This window comes from Pseudoclavibacter sp. AY1H1 (assembly GCF_002931055.1).
Taxonomy (GTDB): domain Bacteria; phylum Actinomycetota; class Actinomycetes; order Actinomycetales; family Microbacteriaceae; genus Pseudoclavibacter.
In genome coordinates, this window is the sequence record NZ_PSXX01000007.1 from 159,269 (window position 1) to 181,981 (window position 22,713).

Consider the following 22,713-nt stretch of genomic DNA (forward strand, 5'->3'; position numbering starts at 1 on the left):
GGTCAGAGGGCCTCGGGGAGGTTCGCGAGCTGCACGACCGCGGGTGCCTCGCCGCGGCGCAGGTACTTGCCGCGCCCAGGGGGCATCCGCTCGGCGTAGACGCGAGGCGCGATCTGGCCCTCGCTGCGGTCGCCGGAGAGCAGCAGCAGCGCACCGCCCGTGTCGCGCGTACTCTGGAGGAACGGCGCGTACATGGCCCTCGTCGAGCCTGCCACCGGCCTCGTCACGACGATGTGGATGCCAAGGTCCCGGGCCGCGGGCAGGTGCGGCCCGAGCGCGCCGAGCGGGTCCGTGCCACCCGCCGCGACGATGTCGTAGTCGTCGACGAGCAGCACGACCCTCGGCGTCTTGCGCAGCTGCTCGGCGGTGCGTCCGGGACGCTCGGCGAGCTCGCTCGCGATGGAAGCGGCCAGCCCGCTGGCCTGAGCGGCCGATCTGGCGTGCGCCGCGAGGTATTCCTCGGGGATGACGCTCGGCACCTTGCCGCGCGGGTCGACGACCGCGATGGCGAGCTCGTCCGGCGTGAACCGGTCGACGAGCCCCTTCGCGATGACGCGCAGTGCCGTCGACTTGCCGCTCTTCGCGTCCCCGAGCACAACCAGGTGCTGGTCGGAGTCGAGGAAGTCCCAGAGGGCGGTGTCCATCGTGTCCTGTCGGAGCCCAAGGGGCACGGCCGTCGGCTCGTCGGCTGCGTCAGGGAGCGTCGACGCGTCGATGGTGTTCGGCAGGAGCCGGATGGGGGCCGCCGCCGGCCCACTCCAGGACTCCGCGGCGCGAGCAGCGAGCTCCTCGAGTGCCTCGCCGACCTGGTCCGGGTCGACCGCTTCCAGCGTCGGGAGGGCGAACTGGGCGAGCGTCTTCGCGTCGGTGAGGGCGCGCCCACGGGAGTCGGGCGGCACGGATTTCGCGAGCTTACGGTCGATGGCGGAGTCGGCGGGGTCGTTGAGGCGCAGCTCGATGCGCGTGCCGAAGAGCGACTGGTGGGCCATGCGCAGCTCGCTCCAGCGACCGAGCGTCACGACGAGGTGGATGCCGTAGCTGGAGGCCTGCAGCATGAGCTTCGTGAAGGGGCCGTCGAGGTGCTCGAAGTCCTGACGGAGCGCGCCGTATCCGTCGACGAGCAGCACGATGTCGGCGGTCGGGAGCTCCGGCAGCTTGCCGGCTGCGTGCATGGCCCGCAGCTGCGCCGTGCTGTCGATGCTGTGGCGCTTGAACAGCTCCTCGCGCATGCGGAGCATGGCGGTGAGCTCCTCGACGAGGCGCACGAGGCGAGAGTCGTCGCCCCGAGCGGCGACACCGCCGACGTGCGGGAACGCTTCGAGCCTGCGCAGTCCACCACCCGTGAGGTCCATGCCGTAGATGCCGACGGCCCCCGGCGACCCGCTCAGCGCGAGGGAGGCCGCGATCGTGCGAAGCGCGGTGCTGCGCCCCGATTGCGGCCCGCCGATGATGGCGATGTGGCCGCCGGACTTGGTGAGGTCGAGCACCCAGGGTTCCTGGCGCTGGTTCGCGGGCTCGTCCTCGACGCCGACGACGATGCGCAGCGGATGCCCGTCGCTCGGGTCGGCGAGGGAGGCGGCGCCGGCGATCGTCGGCTCGGCGGCGGGCCCGGATCCGGCGGCGAAGGCGTCGCCCAGCGAGATGCGCTCGGCGAGTGGCGGCAGCCACACCGGCCGGACCTTGTGCGGCCGGTCGAGCTGCGCGACGAGGTCGTCGATGAGGGTGCGCCGCGTCTCCGGCGCACGCAGCACGAGCGGCGCATCCGGGCCTCCCCCGCTCTCGATGCCGTTGTAGGCGGGGACCTCGACGATGCGCGGATGCTCGTCGTCGGAGGCAGGGCGCGCCTCGGCGACCTCGTCGACCGGCCCGGAGACGTAGCCGGCGTGGAAGCGCTGGTAGACGCTCGTGTCGACCTTCAGGTAGCCGTAGCCGGGGATTGGCGGCAGGTGGAACGCATCGTTGGAGCCGAGGACCACCTGGGACTCCGCCTCGCTGAAGGTGCGCAGGCCGAGGCGGTAGGAGAGGTAGGTGTCGAGCCCCCGCAGCTTCCCTCCCTCGATGCGCTGGCTCGAGAGGAGGAGGTGGACGCCGATGGAGCGGCCGATGCGGCCGATCTGCAGGAAGAGGTCGATGAAGTCGGGTTCGGCGGTGAGGAGCTCGCCGAACTCGTCGATGACGACGAACAGGTGCGGCATGGGCGCCAGCTCGGGGCGGGTGCGCCGCAGCTCGCGGTAGTGGGAGATCGAAGGCGACGAGTCGGCGCTCTTGAGGAGCTGCTGGCGGCGCACGACCTCACCCTGCAGTGAGGCCTTGGCGCGGACCGTGAGCTGCGGGTCGTCAGCGAGGTTGTCGATGAGGCCGGCCAGGTGCGGCAGTCCCTCGAACGGCGCGAAGGCGGCGCCGCCCTTGTAGTCGACGAGGATCATCGCGAGGTCTTCCGGCGGGTGGGAGACGGCGAGCGACAGGATGAGGGTGCGCAGCATCTCGGACTTGCCGGACCCGGTGGCTCCGATGCAGATGCCGTGCGGGCCCATGCCCTGCTGCGCGCTCTCCTTGAGGTCGAGGTGCACGGGTCGCCCTTGGTCGTTGACGCCGAACGCGACGCGGAGGAACTCCGCTGGCTGCCGTGGCGCCCAGACGCGGTCGAGGGAGACGGGCCTGTCGAGGGGCACGCCCAGGATCTCGGCGATGTCGGCGGCTGGGCCCTCGTCGTCGCGAGCGCCCGCCGCCGCGAAGGTGCGCTTCGCGGCAAGGGTCCTGGCGAGGCCGTCGAAGGCGGTCGCGGTGAGCTCGTCGGCGTCGAACTGCACAGTCCGCTGTCCGCTGCCGCCGGCATCGTGGGTGAGGCGCGCTGCCCCGTCCGCGTCGAGCTCGATGCGGACGTCGACGTCGTCGGGCTCGTCGAGGCGATCGTCGATGAGGTGGATGACGGTGACGCCGATCTCGCTCGGCGTGTAGCTGCGGTCGGGCAGCTGCAACGGTCGGGCGGGCTCTCCGTGGCGGTCGTCGATGACGACGAGGCTGGTCAGCGCGGTGGCCTTGCCGCCCCGGCGCCTCGCGGCGGCCGCCGTCTGCGTGCGGTCGAGGAGCTCGCTGCCGAGCACGGCGGCGAGCTGCCGCAGCTCGGGGGCGACGCGACGCGCGGGCACGGGCCCGTCGAACAGCCGGGGGTTCTGCGCGTGCGGCAGCAGGTCGAAGCCCCGCCAGTCGTCGCCGCGATCTGGGGCGAAGGCGGCGGCGAGCTGCACGTCGTCGGGCAGCTGGTGGCTTGCGAGCTGGGCGACGAGGCCGCGGGCGAGGGGCACGGTCCGCTCCCGCGGCCCGATGACGGCGACGACGGATGCGCCGCGAAGGTCAGCTATGGCGGGCATGCCGGGGATCTCGCTGTGCGTTTCGGCGAGCAGCTGCGCTTCGCGGAGCAGGATGGGGTCGGCGGGCTCGGTGGGCGAATCCTCGGCGGCCACCGCGAGCTGGAACCACGGCACGGTCGCCGTTCCCACGCGCGCCTGCAGGTGGTCGGCGTCGCCTCTGCGGCGGTCCCAGAGGCGCGCGGGGTCGTGCACAAGGGAGGCGAGCCCGCTGCGGTCGGGGTGCACGAGCCTCGCGGCCCGCACCGCATCCGTCGCCTCGTCACGCAGCTCGCTGCGCTGCCGTTCGAGGTAGTCGAGGTAGCGCTTGCGGCGGAGGCGGAGCGCGCGCCCGGCGCGGCCCCGCGCGGAGACGGCGAAGCCGACGCCCGAGACGATCGCGACGACGAACACGATGCCCGCGATGAAGAGGAACAGCGGCTGCCCGTTGCGCATGACGACCATCATCGTCACGGAGGTGAGGGCGCCGACGACCGGCAGGAGGAACTGGAACGGCGTCGCGCTCGCCTCGTCGCTGAGCGTGGGGGGCGAGGCGAGCTGCCTCGCCTCGGGCCTGGGCGCGGGGAAGACCGTGCGCGTGGGGCGGTGGGCGTCGCGGATGCTCACGATCGCGCTCCTGGTCGGTCGGCGTGGGGTGCTGGCGGGAACACCTGGGCGGGTGCGGGGACGTGTGGGGGCGCCGACGGCGGGACCTGCGGCGGAGCCTGACTGGCCTGGGCCTGGGGCGTGGGGGCAGGAGCAGGCACAGGAACAGGAGCAGGCGGCACCGCGATGCCCGCGGCGGCGTCGATGACCCTGGCGCCGAGGCGCAGCATCCGCACGCCGTCGAGACCGCGCGCCGCGCCCGCTCCCAGCGCCCGGTCGTGCCGCACGAGCACCGCGGGGAACGGCAGCCTGCTGACGAGCCTCTCGGTGGCGAGGCCGGCCCTCCGATGCACGTCGACGGCGACGAGCACGACGCGTGTGCGCTCGCCGATGGCGGCGGCGATGTCCAGGGCGTGCTGGATGCTCGCGCGCTCGGCGGTCGTCACGAGGCAGAGCACGTGAGAATGCTCGGCGAGGTCGCGGATGCGTGCGAGCGGGGAGGTACCCCAGTCGGTGACGGTGAGGTCGTACCGGTCGCTCGAGGCGCGGTGCAGCCGCCACCACGCCTCGACGTCCGCCGGCCACTCGGTCGGGGCGAGCTCGAGGGCCTCGATGCTCGTGCCCTCGAGGCCGCGCTCCGGTCGTGGGCTGGGACCCTGCGCGCTGACGAAGCGGACCCGGTCGTTTCTCGCGGAGGAGAGGAAGCGCGCGAGCTCGACGGCGACGGTCGTGCATCCCGAGCCCGGAACCAGCGAGGCGACGCCGACACGTCGCCGGAGCGCGAGGGGCACGGCGGCCCGCTCGCGCAGGTCCTGCAGCTCGGCCGCGCCGCGAGCCGTGAGCGCCTGCCTGAACCCGTCGAGGCGACTCAACGGAAGGCCTCGAGGAGGTCGGCGAAGACGCCGAACGAGCCGAGCGCGAGGGGCACGACCGTGAGCACGACAAGCAGCTCGAGGATGTCCGCCCATCTCCTGAGCTTCGCGGCGACGACCTCGCTGGGCTCCCACGCCGCGACGACGACGGCGACGAGCGCAGCGACGCCCGCGATGAGCGCCTTCCCCTCGTCGCTGACGAGCGTCGTCGAGAGCAGCCACAGCGCGGTCGGCACCGCGGCCGCCAGCAGGAGTGCGATCCGCGGCGGCGCGAGGGGGAACGTCCGCATGCGGAGCAGCGCGATGACGGCGAGGGACGCGGCGAGTCCCTGCCGCCACGGGTCCTGCGAGAGCAGCAGCTCGGAGAGCGAGAGGAGCGCGACGGCCGACACCGCGATGACGGTCCAGGTGAGCTGCGCGAACGACTCCGCGATCGCCGCCCGGACATCCGACGTCGTGGCGCGCGCGCCGCGCATGATGCAGTCGTCGTAGGCGGTGAGCCCGCTCAGCGAGAGCGCCGCGCCGGGGAGGAGACCGAGCACAGCGACGCTCAGCACCGCGGCGAACAGGGCCACGCCACCGCGGTCGAAGCCCGCCAGGTCGACGAAGAACAGCCCGGCGCTGAGCAGCAGCCCGACCCCAGCCCCGTACCTCGCGGAGGTCCGCTGGAAGCCGACACCCCAGACGAGGCCGAGCACGAACCATGCCGCCATCGCCGCGACGAGCACGACGGTCGGCAGCGCGTCCCAGCCGCCCTCGCGGCCACTCGCCGCACCGATCTCGGCGGCAAGGCCGAAGGCGGCGGGCACGGCGAGGCCGAGCGCAGCGCTCGCCGCCCCAGCCACCGCGGCCCGCTGGCCGGACCGCGCCAGACCCGCGCCAGCGGCGGCGAGCAACGCGACCGCGGCGAGCATCCACTCGGCGGGCAGCGCGAACGCGCTCATGACCCAGAGACCGGCTCCAGCGGCGGCGAGACCGGCGGCCACCGCGAGCACGGAACGTGTGTGCGCCTGCGTCCAGGCGTCCCGCCTCGCAGCGCCAGCTTCGGTGATGGCGTCCGTGATGTCGATGACCTCCGGCGCCTGCGGAGCATCATCCACGGTCGTGACCCGCAGCAGTGCCCCAGGCCGCACGCCCTGCTCTTCGAGGGTCGCGTCGAAGTCGAGGGATGCGCCCGTCAGTGTCGTCAGCGTCAGCACGGCGCCCCCGCTCGGGGTCTCCTCGAGGAGCTCGAGCACGTGCGGCAGGAGCACCCCGACGGGCTCGCTGTTCGGGAGTGCGAGCTCGGCCTTGCGCTCGCTGCCGATGACGGTGAGTCGCGTGTACGACACTCAGTGCTCCTCAGGGGTCGTGCGACGGGTGGTCATCCGGAAGCCGCTCACTCGACGACCGTCAGCGTCTGCGGGTCGATCGTGATGCCGCTCGTCGGGTTCGTGTAGTAGCCCGTCGCGGGGTCGATGTACCAGCCGATCCTCGTGTCGATGAGCTTGCCCTCCGGGTCGGTGGCGTAGCCGGTCACGGGATCGACGACGAACCCCGTCCGTGGGTCCGTGTACTCGCCCGTCGCCTGGTCGAGGAGGAAGCCCGTGGCCTCATCCTTCACGACCGTGCCGCCGGGCAGAACGGGGTTCGCGGCTGCCGCGGCCTGGAACGCGGAGATCGCCTCCTGCTGCTTCCGGTCCTCGAGGAGGTTCACGACGAAGCTCGTGCCGAGGCACGCGCAGCAGATGACGGCTCCGAGGATGACCGAGCCGAGGAGTCGCCCCACGTTGGTGTTGACCGACCGCCGCGTCGCCTGCGGTCCGTGCGCGAGCGCGCCCAGCATCCGCTCGCGGTGGGCGCGAGTCGTGTCGATGAGGGTGCGGTCGGTGTCGCTCATGCCGCCACCCCCGATCCTGCGATGCTCGCGCCGGGCCGTCCGAGACGCACGCGCCGCGACCCGAGGGCGAGCACGGTGCCGAAGGGAACCGTGATGGCGGTCTCCGGCTGGAGCCGCCTCGGGTCGCCGCCGGCGAAGGCCCACGTGCCGCCGATGCTGCCGAGGTCGGTGACCAGCACGCCGTCGAAGTTCGGCTCGAGGCGCACGTGCGTCGGCGCGAGACTCCGCGAGAAGTCGGGGACCGCGACGGGCCGCTGCCCCCTCGAGGTGACCTGCGGCGCACGACCCACGATGATGACGCCGCGCACGACGTGACGCGAGCCGTCGTCGAAGTGCAGCTCCAGGTCCGGGCTCGAGAAGCGCTGGGGAACACGCGTGGGCGGTGCGAGCTCGATGGGAGCCGGCATCAGCTCGAGCGGGTCGAGGCCTCTGCGGATGTCGACCGTCAGCCGCGCGCCGGCAAGCGGTCGCGCGGGCATCCCCGTCGAGCGCGCGACGGTGCGCAGACCGAGCAGCGTGTGGCCAGGGCTCGTGCCGAGGGCCGACCGCAGCCACCACCAGAGGCCGAGCATCAGAAGAGCCGCGGATGCTCCGACAACCGCGGCGAACGCGCCGCTGATCCGCGCGGCCAAGAGCGACAGGCCAGCCACGACGACGAGTCCGAGCGCGACATCGACCACGACCGACCAGGCGCGCTGGCGGGTCGCCGCTGGGAGATCGGCCTGTTTCCACACGAGTGGCAAGGCTAGTCGGACGAACCTGACCCCGGGAGGGGAGAACTCCCCTCGAAAAAGTTGGACGAGGGCGGTGCGATCATGCTGAACTGACGTCTCCGGAGGACAACGCGCGCCGACCGCGGTGCTGGAGAGGATGCCATGAAGTTCGCAATGGAAGACCAGACACTGGTCACGCTCGGGAACAAGTCGCAGACCGAATCGGACGACCTCGGCGAGCTCGTCAAGCAGCTCTTCGATGCTGCGGAGCCGCTCGCGTCCACCTTCAACGGACCGGCGAAGGCCAGCTTCAACAACTTCAAGGCCAAGACGGACGACATCTCGAACGCCCTCAACTCGGCGCTCGCCGGCATCGTCACGTCGATCAGCGGCCAGAACAAGGCGTTCGTCGCTGCCGCCGATGACGGCGCGGCAACCCACGAGGCGTCGTCGAACTCGACCGACTTCAGCTCCGAGTCCTTCCTGTCGCGCATCCGCCCGCAGGCCTAGCCTTCCCGAGAACCGGAGAACACGCATGTTCACGAACCAGATGGACCGCAACGACTACAACATCGGCTCCTCCGAGGCGACGCAGGCGAACTTCGAGCAGGTCGCCGCGCGCCTCGAGTCGGCACTCGACCGCCGCGACGCCGACGTCAAGCAGGCCATGGCCGACTACCAGGCAGACGGCGTCTCCGAGGAGTACGCGCACCTCGAGCAGCAGTGGAACTCCGCCGGCCAGCAGGTGCGCGACGTGATCGCCGCCATCCGCAACTCGCTCGTCGAGAACGACGACGTCGCACGCCGCGCCCTGTCGGCTGCGCGCGCCTCGATCCCAAGCTAGGCCGCGCCTCCCGTGCTCGGCCGAGCTTCCGCTCGGCCGAGCTTCCGCTCGGCCGAGCACGGGACGCCCGCACCCAAGACGGCGGCACGCTTCACGCGTGCCGCCGTCTTCTGTCGTCCCGTGTCGCTGCGCAGTGCGCAGCGGGCTGCTACCGGTTGTCGTCGGCGGTGCCCGGATTGCGGGTCGGGTCGATGCCGAGACGCTCCTCGACGCGTTCGATGTCGGCGAAGCGCTGGTCCTGGACCACGAGGAGCACCTTCTTCGGCACCGACTTCAGCCAGATGCGTCCGCCGTTGCCCAGCTCCCAGTAGGGGTCCCCCTGCTGCTGGCCCGACGGGGCCCCGAGCTGCGAGTCCACCGCGTCGCGAAGGGCGCTCGCCGCCTGAGAGAGGGCCGCCGAGTCGTCGCTCTTGTCACTCGCGGCGATCGTGATCTGCGAGACCGCCTCGTCGGCGACCAGCGACCGCACGGTCGGGAGGCTCACGGGGTAGCCGGAGCGGTGCTGGATGCCGCTCGACGTCTCCAGCTTCGGTTGCCAGCCGAGTTCCTCAGCCAGCGCCGCGTAGCCGTCGCGACCGAGCGGCCACTCGACCGCGTCGAAGGCCGCGCAGACCGCACGCACCTGTTCGTCTGTCGCGCGCGAGAGTGCATCCATGGGCTGATCCTATCGAGGCAGGCCGAGGTTCAGCTCGGCAGGGTTGAGGCCGAGCCTCTGGACGGAGATGCTGCCACCCGGGCTCGCCTTGACGAGCTGGTAGTCGACCCTGACCGAGCCGTCGGCCAGGCCCGCGGCGAGGGCCGGATTGTCGCGGAGGTACGCGGCGAGGTTGGCGTCGTTGCGGAACACATCGTTGAAGTACAGCGTGGACCCCTGAGCCGCGCGGCTGCCGTTCGGCAGCACGGTGCCGTCGGACAGCGTCGTGCCGTCTGGGAGGATCCGGCCCGTCGTGCTGAGGCGCGCGCTGCCGCCCTTCGCCTCGGCGACGATGAGCGTCTGCGTTCCGTCCTCGCCGACGCGCAGACCGATCTGATCGAACGTCCCGGGGCCAGCCCCGTCGCCGTCGACCACAACCGTTCCGCCCTGCGTGGCGATCGCGTCGCGTGCCGCCTGGTCGCCCATCTGCTCGGATGCGCCCACCTGCGCCCCGAAGGCCTCGCGCTCGGCGCTGGCCGCGACCTCGAGGTCGGCGATCGCCTGCGCCGCGGCGGCGTGCTCCTCCGGCGGCAGGTCCAGCTCATCGAGCTGGTCGTTGAGCTCGTCGATGGTCGCCATGATGTTCTTCTTGTTGAGCGCCCCGCCGTCGACATCGACCGTGAGATCGAGGTCGTTCAGGGCTTCGAGCTGCTCGTTGCGGGTCTCGAGCGCCTCATGCCGGATCGCCTCCTGCTCGGAGCGCGTGCTGTGGTGCCCGTCGAAGTCCGCCGAGCGGTCGACGCCGATGTCCGTCGGAGTGCGGTGCGCGGAGTGCGGGTCGATGCTCGAGGGCTCCACGCCGGGCGAGTTGACCGGAGCGCCCGTCCGCGGGGACTCGCCGCCAGGCACATCGCCGCCAGGCGCATCGCCGCCAGGCACAGCCGAACCCGGCCCATCCGGTGCGTGCGCAGGCGGTGGGTCGAAAGTGGGCGCGGTCGGCGACCCCGGGCCGGTGCCCGGGAGGGTTCCGGTGCCAGGCGCGGCGCCCGTTCCCGGGACAGTTCCGGTTCCGGGGACAGTTCCGGTGCCCGGAACGGTCCCTGTTCCCGGGACAGTTCCCGTTCCCGGCACAGCTCCCGTTCCCGGGACAGTTCCGGTTCCCGGGACAGTTCCAGTTCCCGGGACAGTTCCAGTTCCCGGCACAGCTCCCGTTCCCGGGAGGCTTGTCGAGCCGGGCGCCTCGAGGCCGAACGCGTTCGACACGGGAGGAACCCCTCCCGTGGGAGCGAGCGCATCCACGATCCCGGTCGCCCCGACGTACGGCGTGATGCGCAGGCCGTCCGGCGAGAACCGGATGCCCCGCGTCGCGAGACCGACGGCAAGCGAGCCGCCGGGGATGGCGAAGTCGGCGGCGAAGGCACCGGCACGCGTCACGATCGAGCCGACACGGCCCGCCGTCGAGACGCCCTTGGCGATGTTCGCCCCTGGGATGAAGAACGTGCCGATGTTCGCGAGCGTCTCGGTGCCCGTCGCGACGGCGTCCTCCTCCCAGGCGTGGAAGCCGTTCTCTCCTGCCAGCGCAGCCTGGTGGTCCCAGCCGATGAGGCTCCCCCAGCCGGTCGCGGCGACGTTCACGCGATCGTCGAACCACTGATCGGCCTCCGATCCCGGAGCGACGAGCTTCACGGCCCAGGTCGTCGGCGACAGCACGACGGCCGTCGAGAGGGCGAAGTTGCCGAGCCCTCCCCAGGCCGCGCCCGCCTTGTCCCAGCCCCACTCGCCGGAGACGGGGTCGCGGCCAATGAGCGACGCCGCGCCCGTCCACGTGCCGTGCCAGAAATTGCCGGCGCCGTGCGCGACCGACTCGGAGCAGTTGCGGTCCTCGTCGGCCGGGTAGCCCCAGGGCAGCTCTGTCGACGCCATGATCGCCTCGGCGGTGATGGCCTCGTCTTCCGTGACGTAGCTGCCCGTGCTGAGCGTCTCGAGCCCGGCCGCGCAGGTCGTCGCGGCGGCGGAGACGGTCTCGATGATCGCGGCGTACTCGGCGAGCAGCTCCTCGTTCTTGTCCCGCGCGGGGCCGTGCTCGGTCCACGAGATGTGCTCGGTCTTGTCGCCCAGCTTCGTGATGTCGGTCGTCGCCCACTCCCACGACAGCCCGTGCGCATCCCACACCGTGACGTTGTAGCCCCGGAGCGCCTCCTGCCGGAAGGCGGCGGCTCGATCCTCGAGGTCCTTGAGCGTCGTCTTGACGCCCTCGAGCTCTTCAGCGTATGTGCGCAGGTAGCCGGCCGCGCTCGAGAAGCTCGTCTCGACGTCGGAGGCCGCGTTGGTCGCCGGCGAGATCGCCGCGTACACGGACTCCTGCTCTGGGGCCTGGTACGAGGCGCCGATGCCCGCCCAGGTCGTGCTGATCGTCGACACCTTCTCGACGAGGCCGCTCCCCATGCCCTCGAGCGAGGTCGCCGAACCCTCGATGACCGAGGTGTCGAGGTCCGCGCTCTTGCAGACGAACGCAGACGGGTCGATGAGGCCGTCCCCGGTGCAGACTTCGATCGTCATGCGTCCCCCTGGTATCCGTGCTGCTCGAAGAAGCTGAAGTCGCCGTTCGAGCCGTCGGCGATGGCACCCTGGAACTCGAGCGCCATCTGCTCCTGCCCGTTGTTGTAGGCGTAGACGGCGTTGGCGACACCCGCGACGCTCGCGTTCACGGTGTTGCCGACCGCGGTGACATTCGACTGCTGCTCCGTGAGCAGCCCGGCGAGTGCCTCGGAGACTCCGACGGTGATGCCGCCGCCCCACGCGACCCCGGCCATGACGCCGTTCATGCCGGCCTCCGTGATGACGGTCGCGAGCTCACCCTGCGTGGCCTGCACGCTCGTGAGCACGCCCTGCACGCCGGTCGGATCGATCTTCCAGTCGGACACGTCACACCCTCTCTGTCACTGAGCCGCCGATCGCCGAGGCGAGCCGCTCGGCGAGCTCACGCCCTTGCTGCGCCGCGCCCCTCGGCACGGTCACCTCCGTCCAGAGCCCGAACGCGGCAGGCGGATGCGCCAGCGCCGCGGCCGCGCTCGTCGCGTCCACGATCGGCTGGCTCTCGAAGAGCGTGAGCAGCGACGCGACGTCACCGTCGACGGCGTGGCGGACCGCGCCTCCCTCGAACGAGATGAGCTGCCCTTCCGGGTGCGTCTCCGCGATGGCGCGCGCGACGGCCTCGTCGCTCGGCGCCACCTCACTCAACAGGACCAGTTCGATCGGCATGCTCAGCTCCTCCCGACCTTGGTGTCGCCCGTGGCGAACTCGAGGGCGAGTGCGGACGCGAGGCGCTCCTGGTCGAGGTCGGAGGCGAACGCGCGCAGCTGGTGCCACAGCGGGTCGCCGCCGGAGAGGCGGACGACGAGCGCAGGAGCCCGGCGGAGGCCGACGGTCGTGACGTCGTGTCGCTCGGCGAGCGCCTCGACGCCGACCGCGAGGTCACGGACGGCGCGGGCGCCGAGAAGGACGGCCAATGGCTGCTCTGGCCTGCGTACGCCTGGGAGCCGCCCGGAGGAGCCAGCTCGCTCTTCGACCTCGCCGCAGGACAGGAGCGCGACGTTCACGCGTGCCCGCTCTGCCAGCGCCTGGAGGGTGTCGAGGACTCGCGGATGCGCGGCGAGCGCACCGCCCGGCACGTTGGCGAGCGGGGAGAGCTCCGCGTCGCGGATCGGCACGGTGCCCCGCACGTGCTCGAGCAGTCCCGTCTTGGTCCGAGACGCTGCGAGGCTCACGGCCGCGCCGTCGTCACCGGATGCGTAGTGGCGCTCGGTGACGGGCATCTGCCGCCGCATCGACTCGGTGACGGCAGCATGAGACCATCGCCCGGCGAGCGGTTCGACCACACCCCACCGTTCGAGCCCGGTCCCGCCGAGACCCGCGACGAGCTGGTCGGCGACACCACCGATCAGGGTGCGCTCGTCGGCGCGGTCTCGCACGTACACGTCGAAGACGAACGAGGGGACGGTGTGCTCGCGAAGGCGAGAGAGCGTCGGGTGCGCTTCTGGCACTCGGTCGGCCCTTGGCGCCCAGAAGTCGCCGAAGCTGGAGATGCGTGTTCCCCGGAAGGCGTCGAACATCGCGCCCTCGAAGGAGACGGCCCAGTACCCGCCTGCGGCCTGGAACGCATCCGCAACGAAGGTGGAGACGTGCGCGTGGTCGGTGGTGACGAGAACGGGCCGGAGTCGTGCGGCGTGGGCGTCCATGAGGAAGCGCTGCAACGGCCTGGAGAGCGTCACGCGCTCCGCCGACGCCCAGTAGACCGTGTAGCCGCCGCCGGCCCCGTCAGCACCTCGCTCGTCGGAGAGCGGGTCGATGAACGCGGTCACGCGGTCACCTCCTGGCAGGCTCTGGTCTTGCTGAGCTGGCACGGCACGTGGGACTGGTGCGGCACTTGGGAACCTCCGGGGCACTCGGACGAATCGCCAGATTATCTGCAGAACGGCGACACCCGAAGGGCAGTTCTCCCCTGCCGATCGACCGCCCCACGCAAACACCGCCACCGCCGCTCGGCCGCCCCGCACAGCGCGGCCTCCTCCACAGCCACGAAGCCGGGTTTGTTACTCGAGATTCTTCCTGCTAATGTCCGAAGTGCTACTTAAACGTAGCTTCCTGGGCGGCGGACAAGAAGGAATCCATCATGGCGAACACTGACCTCGAGCGCGACATCATCGCGGCGATCGTTGCCCGGCTGGGCTTGGAGATCGAAACGGCCGACATCGACGTCGACGCGCCGATCTTCGCCGCCCTGGCCGAGGGAACCGACTTCGAGGAGAGCTCACTTAACCTCGATTCCATCGATATCCTCGAGGTCGTCCTCGCCCTCGGCAGCGCGTTCGACGTGGAGCTGCCGGACGACCAGCCTGAGATCTTCGGCTCCGTGCGAGCCATCGCCGCCTATATCCGCGAGCCGCGTCCCCTCGACGCGAGCACGTCCTAGCCTGCGTCGCCCGACGACTGGTCCGGCAGTGCGCATCCTCATCACCGGCGTCGGGCTGCTCAGCCCGATCGGCAACAGCTTCACGGAATTCAGCGACTCGCTTCGGAACGGCGACTCAGGTTTCGCGCCGATCACGGCCTTCGACACCACCGAGTTCCCCTACGACCGAGGCGCGATCATCAGCGAGGCGCCCGACGCGTTCGAGGCGTTCGTCGCGAACCGACCAGGATGGGAGACGGCCCAGCACTACGGAGCATTCTGCGCGAGCCGCGCCCTCGCAGACGCCGGCCTGTCCTCCGAAGATCTCGACCCGTTTCGCACTGCGGTGGTCGTCGCCTCGTCGAACGCCGGCGTCGAGACCAACCAGGCATACGCGGAGCAGTCGCTGGCGGGAACTCTCGAGACGGGGGCGACCATCGTGCGGACGCCGGGGACCGTCGCGGCGTCGATACGATCCGAGTTCGGGCTCCGCGGCCCCCAGGCATCCGTGTCGACAGCCTGTGCCGCAGGAAGCAACTCCGTCGGACTCGCCTGCGACCTCATCGCCGCCGGGCACGCCGACCTGGCGCTCGCCGGCGGCGCCGAACCGTTCTCGATGCTCTCCTACTCCGGTTTCACGCTGCTCAAGTCGTTGACGCACGACGCGCTCCGGCCGTTCGATGAGCTCCGAGACGGCACCGGGCTCGGCGAGGCCGCCTGCATGTTCGTGCTCGAGTCCGAGGCGTCGGCCCTCGCACGAGGCGCGAGCGTCTACGGCGAGGTCGCAGGGTACGGGCTCTCCGACGACGCGCACCACGCGACGGCTCCCGACCCGAGCGGACGAGGGGCGGAGCTCGCGATCCGACAGTGCCTCGAGCAGGCGGGCGTGCTGCCCGCCGACGTCGACTACGTCAACGCGCACGGCACAGGCACGCGGTACAACGACGTCATGGAGCTGACCGCGCTGCGGAGCGTCTTCGGCGACGGGCTCCGCGCCATCCCCGTGAGCTCGACGAAGCCGCTGCACGGCCACACGCTCAGCTGCGCGGGCAGCATCGAGCTGCTCGCCTGCCTCGCCGCGATGGACGGCGACTTCGTACCGGGGAACTTCGGCCTCCGAGAGGCCATGAGCGGCTTCGAAGACCTCGAGCTGCCGACGCGCACCCTCGAGGATCACCGCGTGGACGTCGCCATCTCCACCTCGTTCGGCTTCGGCGGCAACAACACCTGCATCGCCGTGCGCAGCTTCCGGCCGCCGGCATGATGGCCCACGTTCAGCCGGTGGGCTCCGCCGTCGCGGCCTCCGAGATCAGCGCCTCCGAGATCAGGGCCTCCGAGATCGCAGAGGTCGCGCACCCCGTCATCGCACCAGCACAGCTCGTCTTCGGCCACCTCGGCATCGAGATCGAGCCAGTGGCGGTCTGCGCCATGGCCTCCACGTTCCGCTACGTCCGGCCCATCGCCGACGGTCGAGACGAGTTCGGTGGGCTGGAGGCCGCCTTCGACCTGTTCGAAGCCGCGGGGTTCAACTGCGAGCAGTTCCGCACCGCAGACAGCGCGCAGTTCCTCGAAGCCGCACGGCGCGAGCATGCGCTGACGGAGCGACGCTGGCGAGCGGCGCCCATGTACGCCATCCACCCGGAGACGGATCCCGCGACGGGTTCGAGGGTCCTCCTCCCCGTCGCACTCAGCGAGTTCGACACCGCGTCGGTCCGCGTCACGTCGATCTACGCCGACCGCTCGCTCAGCTACCGCGAGCTGAGCAGCGCGTCCCTGACGTCCTGGGGGTACGCCGCGCCGGTCCCCTCCCTCAGGGCGATCATCGCGCCGAGCCGATTCTCGTTCGCACGGCGGGCCGCGCGTTCCCTCGGCCTCGCGCTCCAGCGCATGCGGGTCGCGGAGGACGGGCTGTCCATGCTGTCGGACTGGCTGGCCACGCGCCCCAGCCGGGGCGACGTCGCCGCCTACCGCCACCGACTCCGCGCGGTCTCCTGCGGCGACAGCAGCTACGGGCGCACGCGCCTCGTCGACGCCCTCGACACCTACGGCGGTGCCAACGCGCACGACGCCACGAGGCTGGGTTTCCTTCGGTCCGCTGGACTGCACCGGGCATTCCTCGACGGTGACGACACCGCGCTCACCGCGATCGTCGCGGTCGAACGAGCCGCCCTCGAGACGGTCCGCGTCTGGCGAGCAGCGGAGACCGAGTCGTGAACCTCACCGCGCGCACGACGTGGCCCGAGACCTACCGCCGCGGGTCGCACTGCTTCTCCACCATGCTCTCGAACGTCTTCCAGGGCACCGGGTTCGACCTCGACGAGGGGCTCTGCTTCGTCATCGGCGGCGGTTTCGGGTTCCTCTTCCACCGTGAGGAGAGCAACGTCTACGTCAACGCGCGCATGCACGACCTCGAGCACTTCTTCGCGCGGCGCACGGGCTCGCGCATCGAGTTCCTCTCGCATCCGGACGCGCACACGATGACCGAGCGCGCACGGGAATGGTCGGAGCAGGGGCTCCTCCCCTACCTGTACTGCGAGGCGCGCGAGCTCCCGAGCTTCGCGGGCGTCCTCCCCTGGGACGAGGTCCATGCGTTCGGCGAGCACGCGCTTCCCGTCAGGGCCGTCCTGCCGAACGGCGACCTGATCTGCAACGACTACCTCTGGTCGACACCGGTCGAGGTGTCCGCCGCGAGCGCGGCGGCCGCGGCCTCGATGCCGAGCGATGGGTCCCTGCTCATGGCGGCGCCGGCGCGGAAGTTCGCCGTCGGGCGAATCGTTCCGCCGAGGCTCGTCCCCGACCTCGACGAGGTGCTGATCGTCTCCCTCGCGGAGAGCGCCGAGCTGTTCCTCAACCCCGCCAACAACACGCAGGGAGAACGGGCGCTGAAGGCACTCGAACGCGAGCTGTCCTCCATGCCCGACGTGCTCACGACCCAGCAGATGCGGGGAGAGCTGCTGTCGATCTCGACCATGCTCGAGAAGATCGGGACCGGCGGCGGCGCCGGTCGGCACCTCTTCTCACGTGGGCTGCGCGCAAGCGCGCGGCACCTCGGACACGGCGACCTCGACCCGATCGCCGATAAGTACGCGAGCCTCGGACGAGGGTGGCGCGCGTTCGCGAGGGCACTCCGCGCACATGCCGGGGCCGAAGACCCGAGAGACGGCTGGGGTGACCTCGTCTCTCGGATGCGCGAACTGCGCCGCGCGGAACTCGAGGCCGTCTCCCGGCTCTCATCGCTCGCCGACTGCCTCCTCCGAGGCACCTCGTGATCGCGGTCAGCTGGCTGGACCGGGCGGAGATACGACGCGCAGCGGCGCCGACCGGTGGCTGGCAGCTGCGCCGAGCCGCGGGCCGTGCACTCCTGACCGAGACCCTCGCGGAGTTCGGCGTGCACGACGCGCGGGTGACCAGGCGGTCTCCCGAGAAGCCCCGGCTCGAGACGAGCGGGCTCCACTTCTCGACGTCGCACTCGGGCGAGCTGTCCGTCTGCGCGGTCGCCCGCGAGCCCATCGGCATCGACCTCGAAGCCGTCGGCTCACCCAGAGAGCACCGGCTGCACCGTGAGCTGCCGTCGCTGCGGTCGGGGTTCTTCACCCCCGCAGAACGCCGAGAGATCGCGACGTCACCGGCTCGGCTGCTCGAGATCTTCGTCCTCAAGGAGTCCTGGGGCAAGCGCGCAGGGCGCGGACTCGGCATCGGGTTCGGGGCTTTCGACGAAGCCGCACTGCGCGCGTCTCACCCGGATGTCGAGTTCACGCGCCTCACCATCCCTGGTGCCGTCTGCATCCTGGCCCACCCCGTGGGCAGCGAGATCACGGTCCTCCGGCGCACCCCGACCGCTATCCAGCTCGCCGCCGCGGCAGCCACCGATCGAAAGGAACGAGCCGCATGATCAGACTGGCGCTGCACGACGTCGTCCACTACCGGCGCGAAGCAGCAGGCGTGGTGAGCCAGGTTGCCATCGGCATCGCGCTCTTCGTCATCGCTCTGTTCTTCGTCGGCTCCATCGGTCAGAACGCCGACCGGCTCGTCTTCGGGAGCGTCGGGGCGACGTGGCTCGTCGAGCCGAGCGCCGACAGCGGCGGCGCCCTCAGCTTCGACGCAGCGACCGCGGAGCGCTTCTCGTCCGCGAGCGACGCGGAATCCGTGCGGCCCCGGCTGCAGCTCACCGCGAACGTCTCGAACCCGAACGGCTCGAGCGCACGCCCCGAGAGCGCATCGGTGAGCCTCATCGGCGCCGATCTCTCCGCGGAACCGCAGCTCGCCGAGAACCTCGGACTCCCACCGGAGCGCATCGGCACGCAGCACATCGAACTCCATGAGAAGACCGCGAGCCGCCTCGGGGTCACGGCGGGAGACGAGGTCAGCATCTCCGTTGCCGGCACCGAGATCACCTACACCGTCGACGACGTCGTCACCCCAGACACCCCGAGCTTCGTCATGGAGAGCTGGGCGATCGTCGACCGAGACAGCCTCGCCGAGCGTGTGCACGGCGACCCGGACAGCGTCAACGCGATCCTCGTCGACGCCGCTGACGACGAGTCGGCGCGAGTCGAGATCACAACCGCCGCCGCCGCGCTGGGCACCCCGACCACGGTGTCCTCCTGGTCGGAGACGAGCTGGTCGGCTCTCATGCTCGGCCCGAAGATCTGGGGCATCCTCCTGGTGTCCGTCTTCACGTTCACCTACGTCGTCATCTGCATCGGCCTCACCTCGCTCATCTACTCGGCCATGCTCTCCCGCGTCGGCGATCTCGCCGTGCTGAAAGCCGTCGGAACGCGCGGCGGGACGCTGCGACGGATGTACCTCGCGGAGGTGGTCGCCCAGTTCATCGTCGGATACGCGATCGGCGCCCTCCTCGCCATCGCCACGGTGGCCGTCGTGAACCTCCTTGAGGTCTCCTCCACCGACTCGGCCTTCGCGTTCGCCGTGGGGTCGACGAGGCTCCACCTCGACCCGAGCTGGTGGGCGTTCGCCGCCCCCTTCGCCATCGGCCTCACGTTGACCGTGGCAGTGCTCTGGTTCCCGGTCCATGGGGTGTCGAAGCAGCCCGCGCTCACCTTGCTGGAGCTCCGATGAGCGGCCGCAGCGTGAACGAGACCCGGTTCTCCGTGCGCTTCAGCGAGACCGACATGGCCGGCGTCTTCCACCACAGCAACCTGTTCACCTGGTTCGAGGTCGGACGCTTCGCGCTCATCGACGAGCTCACCCGCGGCGGGAGCCTGCTCGAACTCGAGGGGGACACGCTCTTCGTCCCCGTCACCAAGACGCGAGTCTCGTTCCTCGGCCTCGGACGCTTCGGCGACGAGCTCCGCCTCGAGACCTTCCTGAAGCCGCAGGCGACCACGAAGCTCGTCTTCTACTACCGCCTCACTCAAGTGCGCGACGGCAGCCCCGTGGCGATCGGCATGACCGAGCACGTCGTGCTCCGCGGCAACAACCGGTTCCTCTTCAGGTGGCCGGAGTCGACGAGGCACCGCATGGACAGCTTCTTCGCGGAGCACCCGCACGCGGTCACCGACGGAAAGGAATTCGATGCCAGGCTCTGAATGCATCGTCGTCGGCAGCGGCATGGCCGGCCTCGTCGCGGCGGCCCGCCTCACGGCGCACGGTTACCACGTCACCGTCCTCGAGCAGCGCGAACAGGCCGGCGGCTACTTCGGGGGGTTCCGGAACGACGCCGGCGACCACTTCGACCTCGCCGTCTCGCACCTGCTCGGCGGCCACCCCGGAGGGGCCCTCCACACCCTGCTCCACGAGCTCGACATCGAGCACGCCGTGCACCTCGAACCCGTCGACATCGCCGACGTCATGGTCATCGGCGATCGACGCATCACCCTGCCGACCGGTCTCGACCGGCTCCAGACGAGCCTCGGAGTCCAGTTCCCGGAGTCCACGGACGACCTGGCGGCGTTCTTCGGCTTCATGCGCCAGTTCCTCGGCGACGACGGCGGCTCCGAGGACAAGGGCCGGTTCATGATGCGGAACTACCGGCGGGGTTTCGAGGAGTTCTGCACGGCCACCGTCGCCGACCCGCTGCTGCGCACGGCGCTTGCCATGCGCATCCAGTGCGACGAGTCGTCGCTCATGATCATGGCCGGGTTCTTCACCGAGTGCTACGCGAAGGGGATGGTCTCCCTCCGAGGAGGCATGCGCACGCTCGTCGACGCCCTGGTCGGGTACATCACCGAGTCGGGCGGCGAGGTGCTGCTCGGCGCGGAGGTCACCGCCATCCTCGCCGCCGACGGAGTCGCGCATGGCGTGCGGCTCGCGGACGGCTCGACGAGAGCAGGGGACGTCGTCCTCTACAACGGCGACGTCTTCGCGCTCGAGACGATGCTGGCCGAGCACGGAGGCACGGGCATCGCCGTCGAGGGGCGACGACGTGGGCACTCCTCGCTGAGCCTGTTCCTCACGCTCGAGGGCGCCGACCTCTCACGGTTCGCGGGCGCCGCCCGCCACTACCTCACGGACACCGACGACGTGTTCGAGACCTATCGGGTGCTCGAGACCGGCAGGCTGCCGCACCACCCGGTGATCAAGCTGCACTTCCCGAGCCGCATCGACCCCTCCCTGGCGGCACCGGGCCGAGACCTCCTGCGCGTGGAGGTCGACATGTACCACGACGAGGAAGCCCACGACGAGGCCTTCTACGACGAGTACGCGCAGGTCGTCGAAGCTCTCGTCGCGAGGCGCCTGGTGCCAGAGCTGCGCGAGCACTGCGTCTACCGCAGGGTCGTGACCCCGCTCGACTACCTGCGCTGGTTCGGGCACCGAGGCGGATCGGCGACGGGCTGGGCCCACGACGTCGACAACTACCTGGTGCGCCGGATCAGCCAGCGCACCGGCCTGCAGAACACCTTCATCACCGGCCAGTGGGGCGAGTACGGATCGGGCCTCCCGCAGCTGATCGCATCCGCTGCGAGATCCATCTCCCTCGCAGAGAACTGGCTGAGAAAGCGAGCACAGCAATGACAGCACCCACGCTCATCACCGGCTTCGGGGCGATCTCGCCGCTCGGCCTGGGCCTCGAGGACCACGCGGCGTCCGCCGGCGCGCTCGACCGATTCGGCTGGGCCTTCGCCGACATCGACGAAGCCGAGCGCCTCGCGTCCCGCTCGACGACGCAGCACGGACACGAGACCCGGCCGATTCCGGAGGGCTTCAGCATCACGGACTACGTGAAGCCCGTTGGGCTCCGCCGCAAGAAGCGCTTCAGCCAGATCGCCATGGCGGCCGCCACCGTCGCCTTCACCTCGGCCCGCCTCGGCGAACGGCCAGCCGACCTCGAGCGAGTCGGCGTGGTCACCGGCACCGAGTACGGGCCGCAGCGAGTCGTCAGCGAGTACCTCGACGGTCTCCTCGGCGGCGGGCTCCAGCAGGCGAGTCCCGGGCTCTTCACGCAGACCGTCTACAACGTGGCCAACGGCCAGGCGAGCCTCGCCCTCGGCCTCAAGGGGGCCAACTCGACCCTCGTCGGCGGGTCAGCGCTTGCCTACGCCGAGCTGCTGCTCGCCTCCGGCAAGGCGGATGCGCTGCTCGCCATCTCCCTCGACGAGACCAACCAGATCATGACCGAGTACTTCGACCGCGTCTTCGAGTACCCCAGAGGGGTCGCCTTCACCTTCGCCACGGGGGAAGCGGCAGCCGTCGTCGTCCTGGAGTCGGCCCGGTCGGCCGAGGCACGCGGTGCGACGCCGCTCGCGACGCTCCTGAGCACAGCCTCGGCTTCGGCGGCAGGCGCAGGCGTCAGCTACCTGGACTGGCAGCCAGACGACACGACCATCGAGCATTCGATGCGGCAGGCGCTCGAACGCGCGAACCTCACCATCGACGAGGTCGACACGGTCGTCGGCACCGCGAACGGCCTCGAGGGCCTCACGCGGAGCGAGCTCTCGGCCATCCGCGCCATCGGCCACCGCGGCAGCGTGCTGCTGCCGCGACTCGCGACCGGCGAGTGCTTCGGCGGCAACGAGGCCCTCGCCCACGTCATCGGCTTGCAGGCATCCGCGCCTGGCTCGAGCATCCTCACGACCGTGGCGACCGTCAACGGCGGCGTGACCTCGACGATCACCCGGAAGGCGGCAGCATGAACGCCCATCGTCACCCCGAAGGCACGACCCGCGTCTGCGTCACCGGCGCGACCCGCGGAATCGGCCTCGCCATCGCGGAGCGCTTCCTACACAGCGGGGCTCGCGTCGCCGTGAACTACCGCAGCACTCGGAGCGAGACCATGTCGGTGCTCGAGCGCCTCGAGCACCGCTACCCCGGCCAGGTGCTGCCGGTCAAGGCGGATGTCTCCTCCTTCGCCGAGGTGAAGGCCATGTTCGCCGAGATCAAGACCGCGTGGGGTGGGCTCGACGTGCAGGTCAACAACGCTGGCCACGCCAAGGACGGGTACGCGCTCATGATGAGCGAGGAGTCCTGGCGGTCCGTGGTCGACACCGACCTGTCCGGGACCTTCTCCTGCTCGAGGCAGGCAGCCTGGCTGATGGCCGCCGCCAAGCACGGGACCATCGTGAACATCGCCTCCGTGAGCGCCCTCACGAGCCCCATCGGGCAGGCCAACTACGCGGCCGCGAAAGCCGGCGTCATCGCCCTCACCAAGACCCTCGCGAAGGAACTCGCGACGTTCGGCATCCGGGTGAACTCGGTCGCTCCCGGCTTCATCGACACCGACATGCTCGACTCGCTGCCGCAGCCGACGCGCGACGACTACCTGAAGCTCATCCCCCAGGCCCGCTTCGGGCGGGCGGAGGAGATCGCGGACGTCGTCCAGTTCCTCGCGGGGCCGAGCGCCTCCTACATCAACGGGCACTGCCTGGTCGCCGATGGCGGGCTCACGGCATGAGTGGCGCCGCGACCAC

22 protein-coding genes are annotated in these 22,713 nt (G+C 70.8%); 12 read left to right on the plus strand and 10 right to left on the minus strand.

Translation table 11 applies throughout. From position 1 onward, the window contains the following. Window positions 1–2: 2 nt before the first annotated feature. From eccCa to C5E05_RS12495, 5 genes are read right to left on the minus strand one after another with little or no spacing between them, the layout of a single operon-like run. Window positions 3–3,974 (minus strand): type VII secretion protein EccCa, encoded by a 3,972-nt coding sequence (eccCa, locus tag C5E05_RS12475; RefSeq protein WP_104342095.1) that lies wholly within the window; start codon window positions 3,972–3,974, stop codon window positions 3–5. Further along, a complete protein-coding gene (locus tag C5E05_RS20365; protein WP_104342096.1) occupies window positions 3,971–4,825 on the minus strand; it encodes a hypothetical protein in 855 nt (284 codons plus the stop codon). The genes eccCa and C5E05_RS20365 overlap by 4 nt, the downstream gene beginning before the upstream one ends. After that, the gene (locus C5E05_RS12485) at window positions 4,822–6,156 is read right to left on the minus strand and encodes an EsaB/YukD family protein (protein WP_104342097.1); all 1,335 of its coding nucleotides are present in this window, start codon (window positions 6,154–6,156) and stop codon (window positions 4,822–4,824) included. The genes C5E05_RS20365 and C5E05_RS12485 overlap by 4 nt, the downstream gene beginning before the upstream one ends. Window positions 6,157–6,203: 47 nt before the next feature. Then, window positions 6,204–6,704: a hypothetical protein gene (locus C5E05_RS12490; protein WP_104244293.1), complete on the minus strand. Its 501-nt coding sequence runs from the start codon at window positions 6,702–6,704 to the stop codon at window positions 6,204–6,206. Then, a complete protein-coding gene (locus tag C5E05_RS12495) occupies window positions 6,701–7,438 on the minus strand; it encodes an FHA domain-containing protein (RefSeq protein ID WP_146081112.1) in 738 nt (245 codons plus the stop codon). The genes C5E05_RS12490 and C5E05_RS12495 overlap by 4 nt, the downstream gene beginning before the upstream one ends. A gap of 141 nt (window positions 7,439–7,579) precedes the next feature. Between C5E05_RS12495 and C5E05_RS12500 the strand changes: the two genes are divergently transcribed. Next, complete coding sequence (locus tag C5E05_RS12500) at window positions 7,580–7,927, plus strand: hypothetical protein (RefSeq protein WP_104244289.1); 348 nt, start codon at window positions 7,580–7,582, stop codon at window positions 7,925–7,927. 25 nt (window positions 7,928–7,952) lie between these two features. Further along, on the plus strand, window positions 7,953–8,261 hold the full coding sequence (locus tag C5E05_RS12505) for a hypothetical protein (protein ID WP_104244287.1): 309 nt from the start codon (window positions 7,953–7,955) through the stop codon (window positions 8,259–8,261). Between the two features lie 148 nt (window positions 8,262–8,409). Here C5E05_RS12505 and C5E05_RS12510 read toward each other — a convergent pair whose 3' ends face one another. From C5E05_RS12510 to C5E05_RS12535, 5 genes are read right to left on the minus strand one after another with little or no spacing between them, the layout of a single operon-like run. Beyond that, window positions 8,410–8,916: a DUF6301 family protein gene (locus C5E05_RS12510; protein WP_104342099.1), complete on the minus strand. Its 507-nt coding sequence runs from the start codon at window positions 8,914–8,916 to the stop codon at window positions 8,410–8,412. 9 nt (window positions 8,917–8,925) lie between these two features. Then, window positions 8,926–11,454, minus strand: a complete 2,529-nt coding sequence (locus C5E05_RS20185; RefSeq protein ID WP_181059555.1) for a hypothetical protein — start codon at window positions 11,452–11,454, stop codon at window positions 8,926–8,928. After that, window positions 11,451–11,819, minus strand: a complete 369-nt coding sequence (locus C5E05_RS12525) for a DUF6507 family protein (protein ID WP_104332614.1) — start codon at window positions 11,817–11,819, stop codon at window positions 11,451–11,453. The genes C5E05_RS20185 and C5E05_RS12525 overlap by 4 nt, the downstream gene beginning before the upstream one ends. A 1-nt stretch (window position 11,820) precedes the next feature. Next, complete coding sequence (locus C5E05_RS12530; RefSeq protein ID WP_104342100.1) at window positions 11,821–12,156, minus strand: hypothetical protein; 336 nt, start codon at window positions 12,154–12,156, stop codon at window positions 11,821–11,823. Window positions 12,157–12,158: 2 nt separating this feature from the next. After that, the gene (locus tag C5E05_RS12535; RefSeq protein WP_104342101.1) at window positions 12,159–13,256 is read right to left on the minus strand and encodes a DUF6177 family protein; all 1,098 of its coding nucleotides are present in this window, start codon (window positions 13,254–13,256) and stop codon (window positions 12,159–12,161) included. Between the two features lie 311 nt (window positions 13,257–13,567). Between C5E05_RS12535 and C5E05_RS20190 the strand changes: the two genes are divergently transcribed. Genes C5E05_RS20190 through fabG form a run of 10 tightly spaced genes read left to right on the plus strand, consistent with a single transcriptional unit; the run spans window position 13,568 to window position 22,697 of the window. Further along, entirely contained in the window at window positions 13,568–13,867 is a 300-nt protein-coding gene (locus C5E05_RS20190) for a phosphopantetheine-binding protein (RefSeq protein WP_181059557.1), read from the plus strand. A gap of 28 nt (window positions 13,868–13,895) precedes the next feature. Next, window positions 13,896–15,110: a beta-ketoacyl-[acyl-carrier-protein] synthase family protein gene (locus C5E05_RS12540; RefSeq protein WP_181059559.1), complete on the plus strand. Its 1,215-nt coding sequence runs from the start codon at window positions 13,896–13,898 to the stop codon at window positions 15,108–15,110. Next, complete coding sequence (locus tag C5E05_RS12545; RefSeq protein ID WP_146081114.1) at window positions 15,107–16,060, plus strand: hypothetical protein; 954 nt, start codon at window positions 15,107–15,109, stop codon at window positions 16,058–16,060. The genes C5E05_RS12540 and C5E05_RS12545 overlap by 4 nt, the downstream gene beginning before the upstream one ends. After that, on the plus strand, window positions 16,057–17,115 hold the full coding sequence (locus C5E05_RS12550; RefSeq protein ID WP_104244271.1) for a DUF4872 domain-containing protein: 1,059 nt from the start codon (window positions 16,057–16,059) through the stop codon (window positions 17,113–17,115). Before C5E05_RS12545 ends, C5E05_RS12550 begins: the two co-directional genes overlap by 4 nt. Further along, window positions 17,112–17,738, plus strand: coding sequence for a 4'-phosphopantetheinyl transferase superfamily protein (locus C5E05_RS12555; protein WP_181059561.1), 627 nt, complete (start codon window positions 17,112–17,114; stop codon window positions 17,736–17,738). The genes C5E05_RS12550 and C5E05_RS12555 overlap by 4 nt, the downstream gene beginning before the upstream one ends. Then, window positions 17,735–18,925, plus strand: a complete 1,191-nt coding sequence (locus C5E05_RS12560) for an ABC transporter permease (RefSeq protein WP_104342105.1) — start codon at window positions 17,735–17,737, stop codon at window positions 18,923–18,925. The genes C5E05_RS12555 and C5E05_RS12560 overlap by 4 nt, the downstream gene beginning before the upstream one ends. Beyond that, on the plus strand, window positions 18,922–19,395 hold the full coding sequence (locus C5E05_RS12565) for a thioesterase family protein (RefSeq protein ID WP_104244265.1): 474 nt from the start codon (window positions 18,922–18,924) through the stop codon (window positions 19,393–19,395). The genes C5E05_RS12560 and C5E05_RS12565 overlap by 4 nt, the downstream gene beginning before the upstream one ends. Then, window positions 19,382–20,821: an NAD(P)/FAD-dependent oxidoreductase gene (locus tag C5E05_RS12570; protein WP_104342106.1), complete on the plus strand. Its 1,440-nt coding sequence runs from the start codon at window positions 19,382–19,384 to the stop codon at window positions 20,819–20,821. The genes C5E05_RS12565 and C5E05_RS12570 overlap by 14 nt, the downstream gene beginning before the upstream one ends. After that, complete coding sequence (locus C5E05_RS12575) at window positions 20,818–21,939, plus strand: beta-ketoacyl synthase N-terminal-like domain-containing protein (protein ID WP_104342107.1); 1,122 nt, start codon at window positions 20,818–20,820, stop codon at window positions 21,937–21,939. The genes C5E05_RS12570 and C5E05_RS12575 overlap by 4 nt, the downstream gene beginning before the upstream one ends. Further along, window positions 21,936–22,697 carry a 3-oxoacyl-ACP reductase FabG gene (fabG, locus tag C5E05_RS12580; RefSeq protein ID WP_104244259.1) on the plus strand — a complete coding sequence of 254 codons (762 nt, stop codon included), beginning with the start codon at window positions 21,936–21,938 and terminating at the stop codon, window positions 22,695–22,697. The genes C5E05_RS12575 and fabG overlap by 4 nt, the downstream gene beginning before the upstream one ends. The last annotated feature ends 16 nt before the right edge of the window (window positions 22,698–22,713 follow it).

Coding starts and splice junctions, on each gene's coding strand:
- C5E05_RS12570 (WP_104342106.1), top strand. CDS start 19,382: ATGCCAGGCTCTGAATGCATCGTCGTCGGCAGCGGCATGGCCGGCCTC.
- C5E05_RS12560 (WP_104342105.1), top strand. CDS start 17,735: ATGATCAGACTGGCGCTGCACGACGTCGTCCACTACCGGCGCGAAGCA.
- fabG (WP_104244259.1), top strand. CDS start 21,936: ATGAACGCCCATCGTCACCCCGAAGGCACGACCCGCGTCTGCGTCACC.
- C5E05_RS12565 (WP_104244265.1), top strand. CDS start 18,922: ATGAGCGGCCGCAGCGTGAACGAGACCCGGTTCTCCGTGCGCTTCAGC.
- C5E05_RS12510 (WP_104342099.1), bottom strand. CDS start 8,916: ATGGATGCACTCTCGCGCGCGACAGACGAACAGGTGCGTGCGGTCTGC.
- C5E05_RS12530 (WP_104342100.1), bottom strand. CDS start 12,156: ATGCCGATCGAACTGGTCCTGTTGAGTGAGGTGGCGCCGAGCGACGAG.
- C5E05_RS12490 (WP_104244293.1), bottom strand. CDS start 6,704: ATGAGCGACACCGACCGCACCCTCATCGACACGACTCGCGCCCACCGC.
- C5E05_RS20190 (WP_181059557.1), top strand. CDS start 13,568: ATGGCGAACACTGACCTCGAGCGCGACATCATCGCGGCGATCGTTGCC.
- C5E05_RS20185 (WP_181059555.1), bottom strand. CDS start 11,454: ATGACGATCGAAGTCTGCACCGGGGACGGCCTCATCGACCCGTCTGCG.
- C5E05_RS12575 (WP_104342107.1), top strand. CDS start 20,818: ATGACAGCACCCACGCTCATCACCGGCTTCGGGGCGATCTCGCCGCTC.
- C5E05_RS12505 (WP_104244287.1), top strand. CDS start 7,953: ATGTTCACGAACCAGATGGACCGCAACGACTACAACATCGGCTCCTCC.
- C5E05_RS12500 (WP_104244289.1), top strand. CDS start 7,580: ATGAAGTTCGCAATGGAAGACCAGACACTGGTCACGCTCGGGAACAAG.
- C5E05_RS12545 (WP_146081114.1), top strand. CDS start 15,107: ATGATGGCCCACGTTCAGCCGGTGGGCTCCGCCGTCGCGGCCTCCGAG.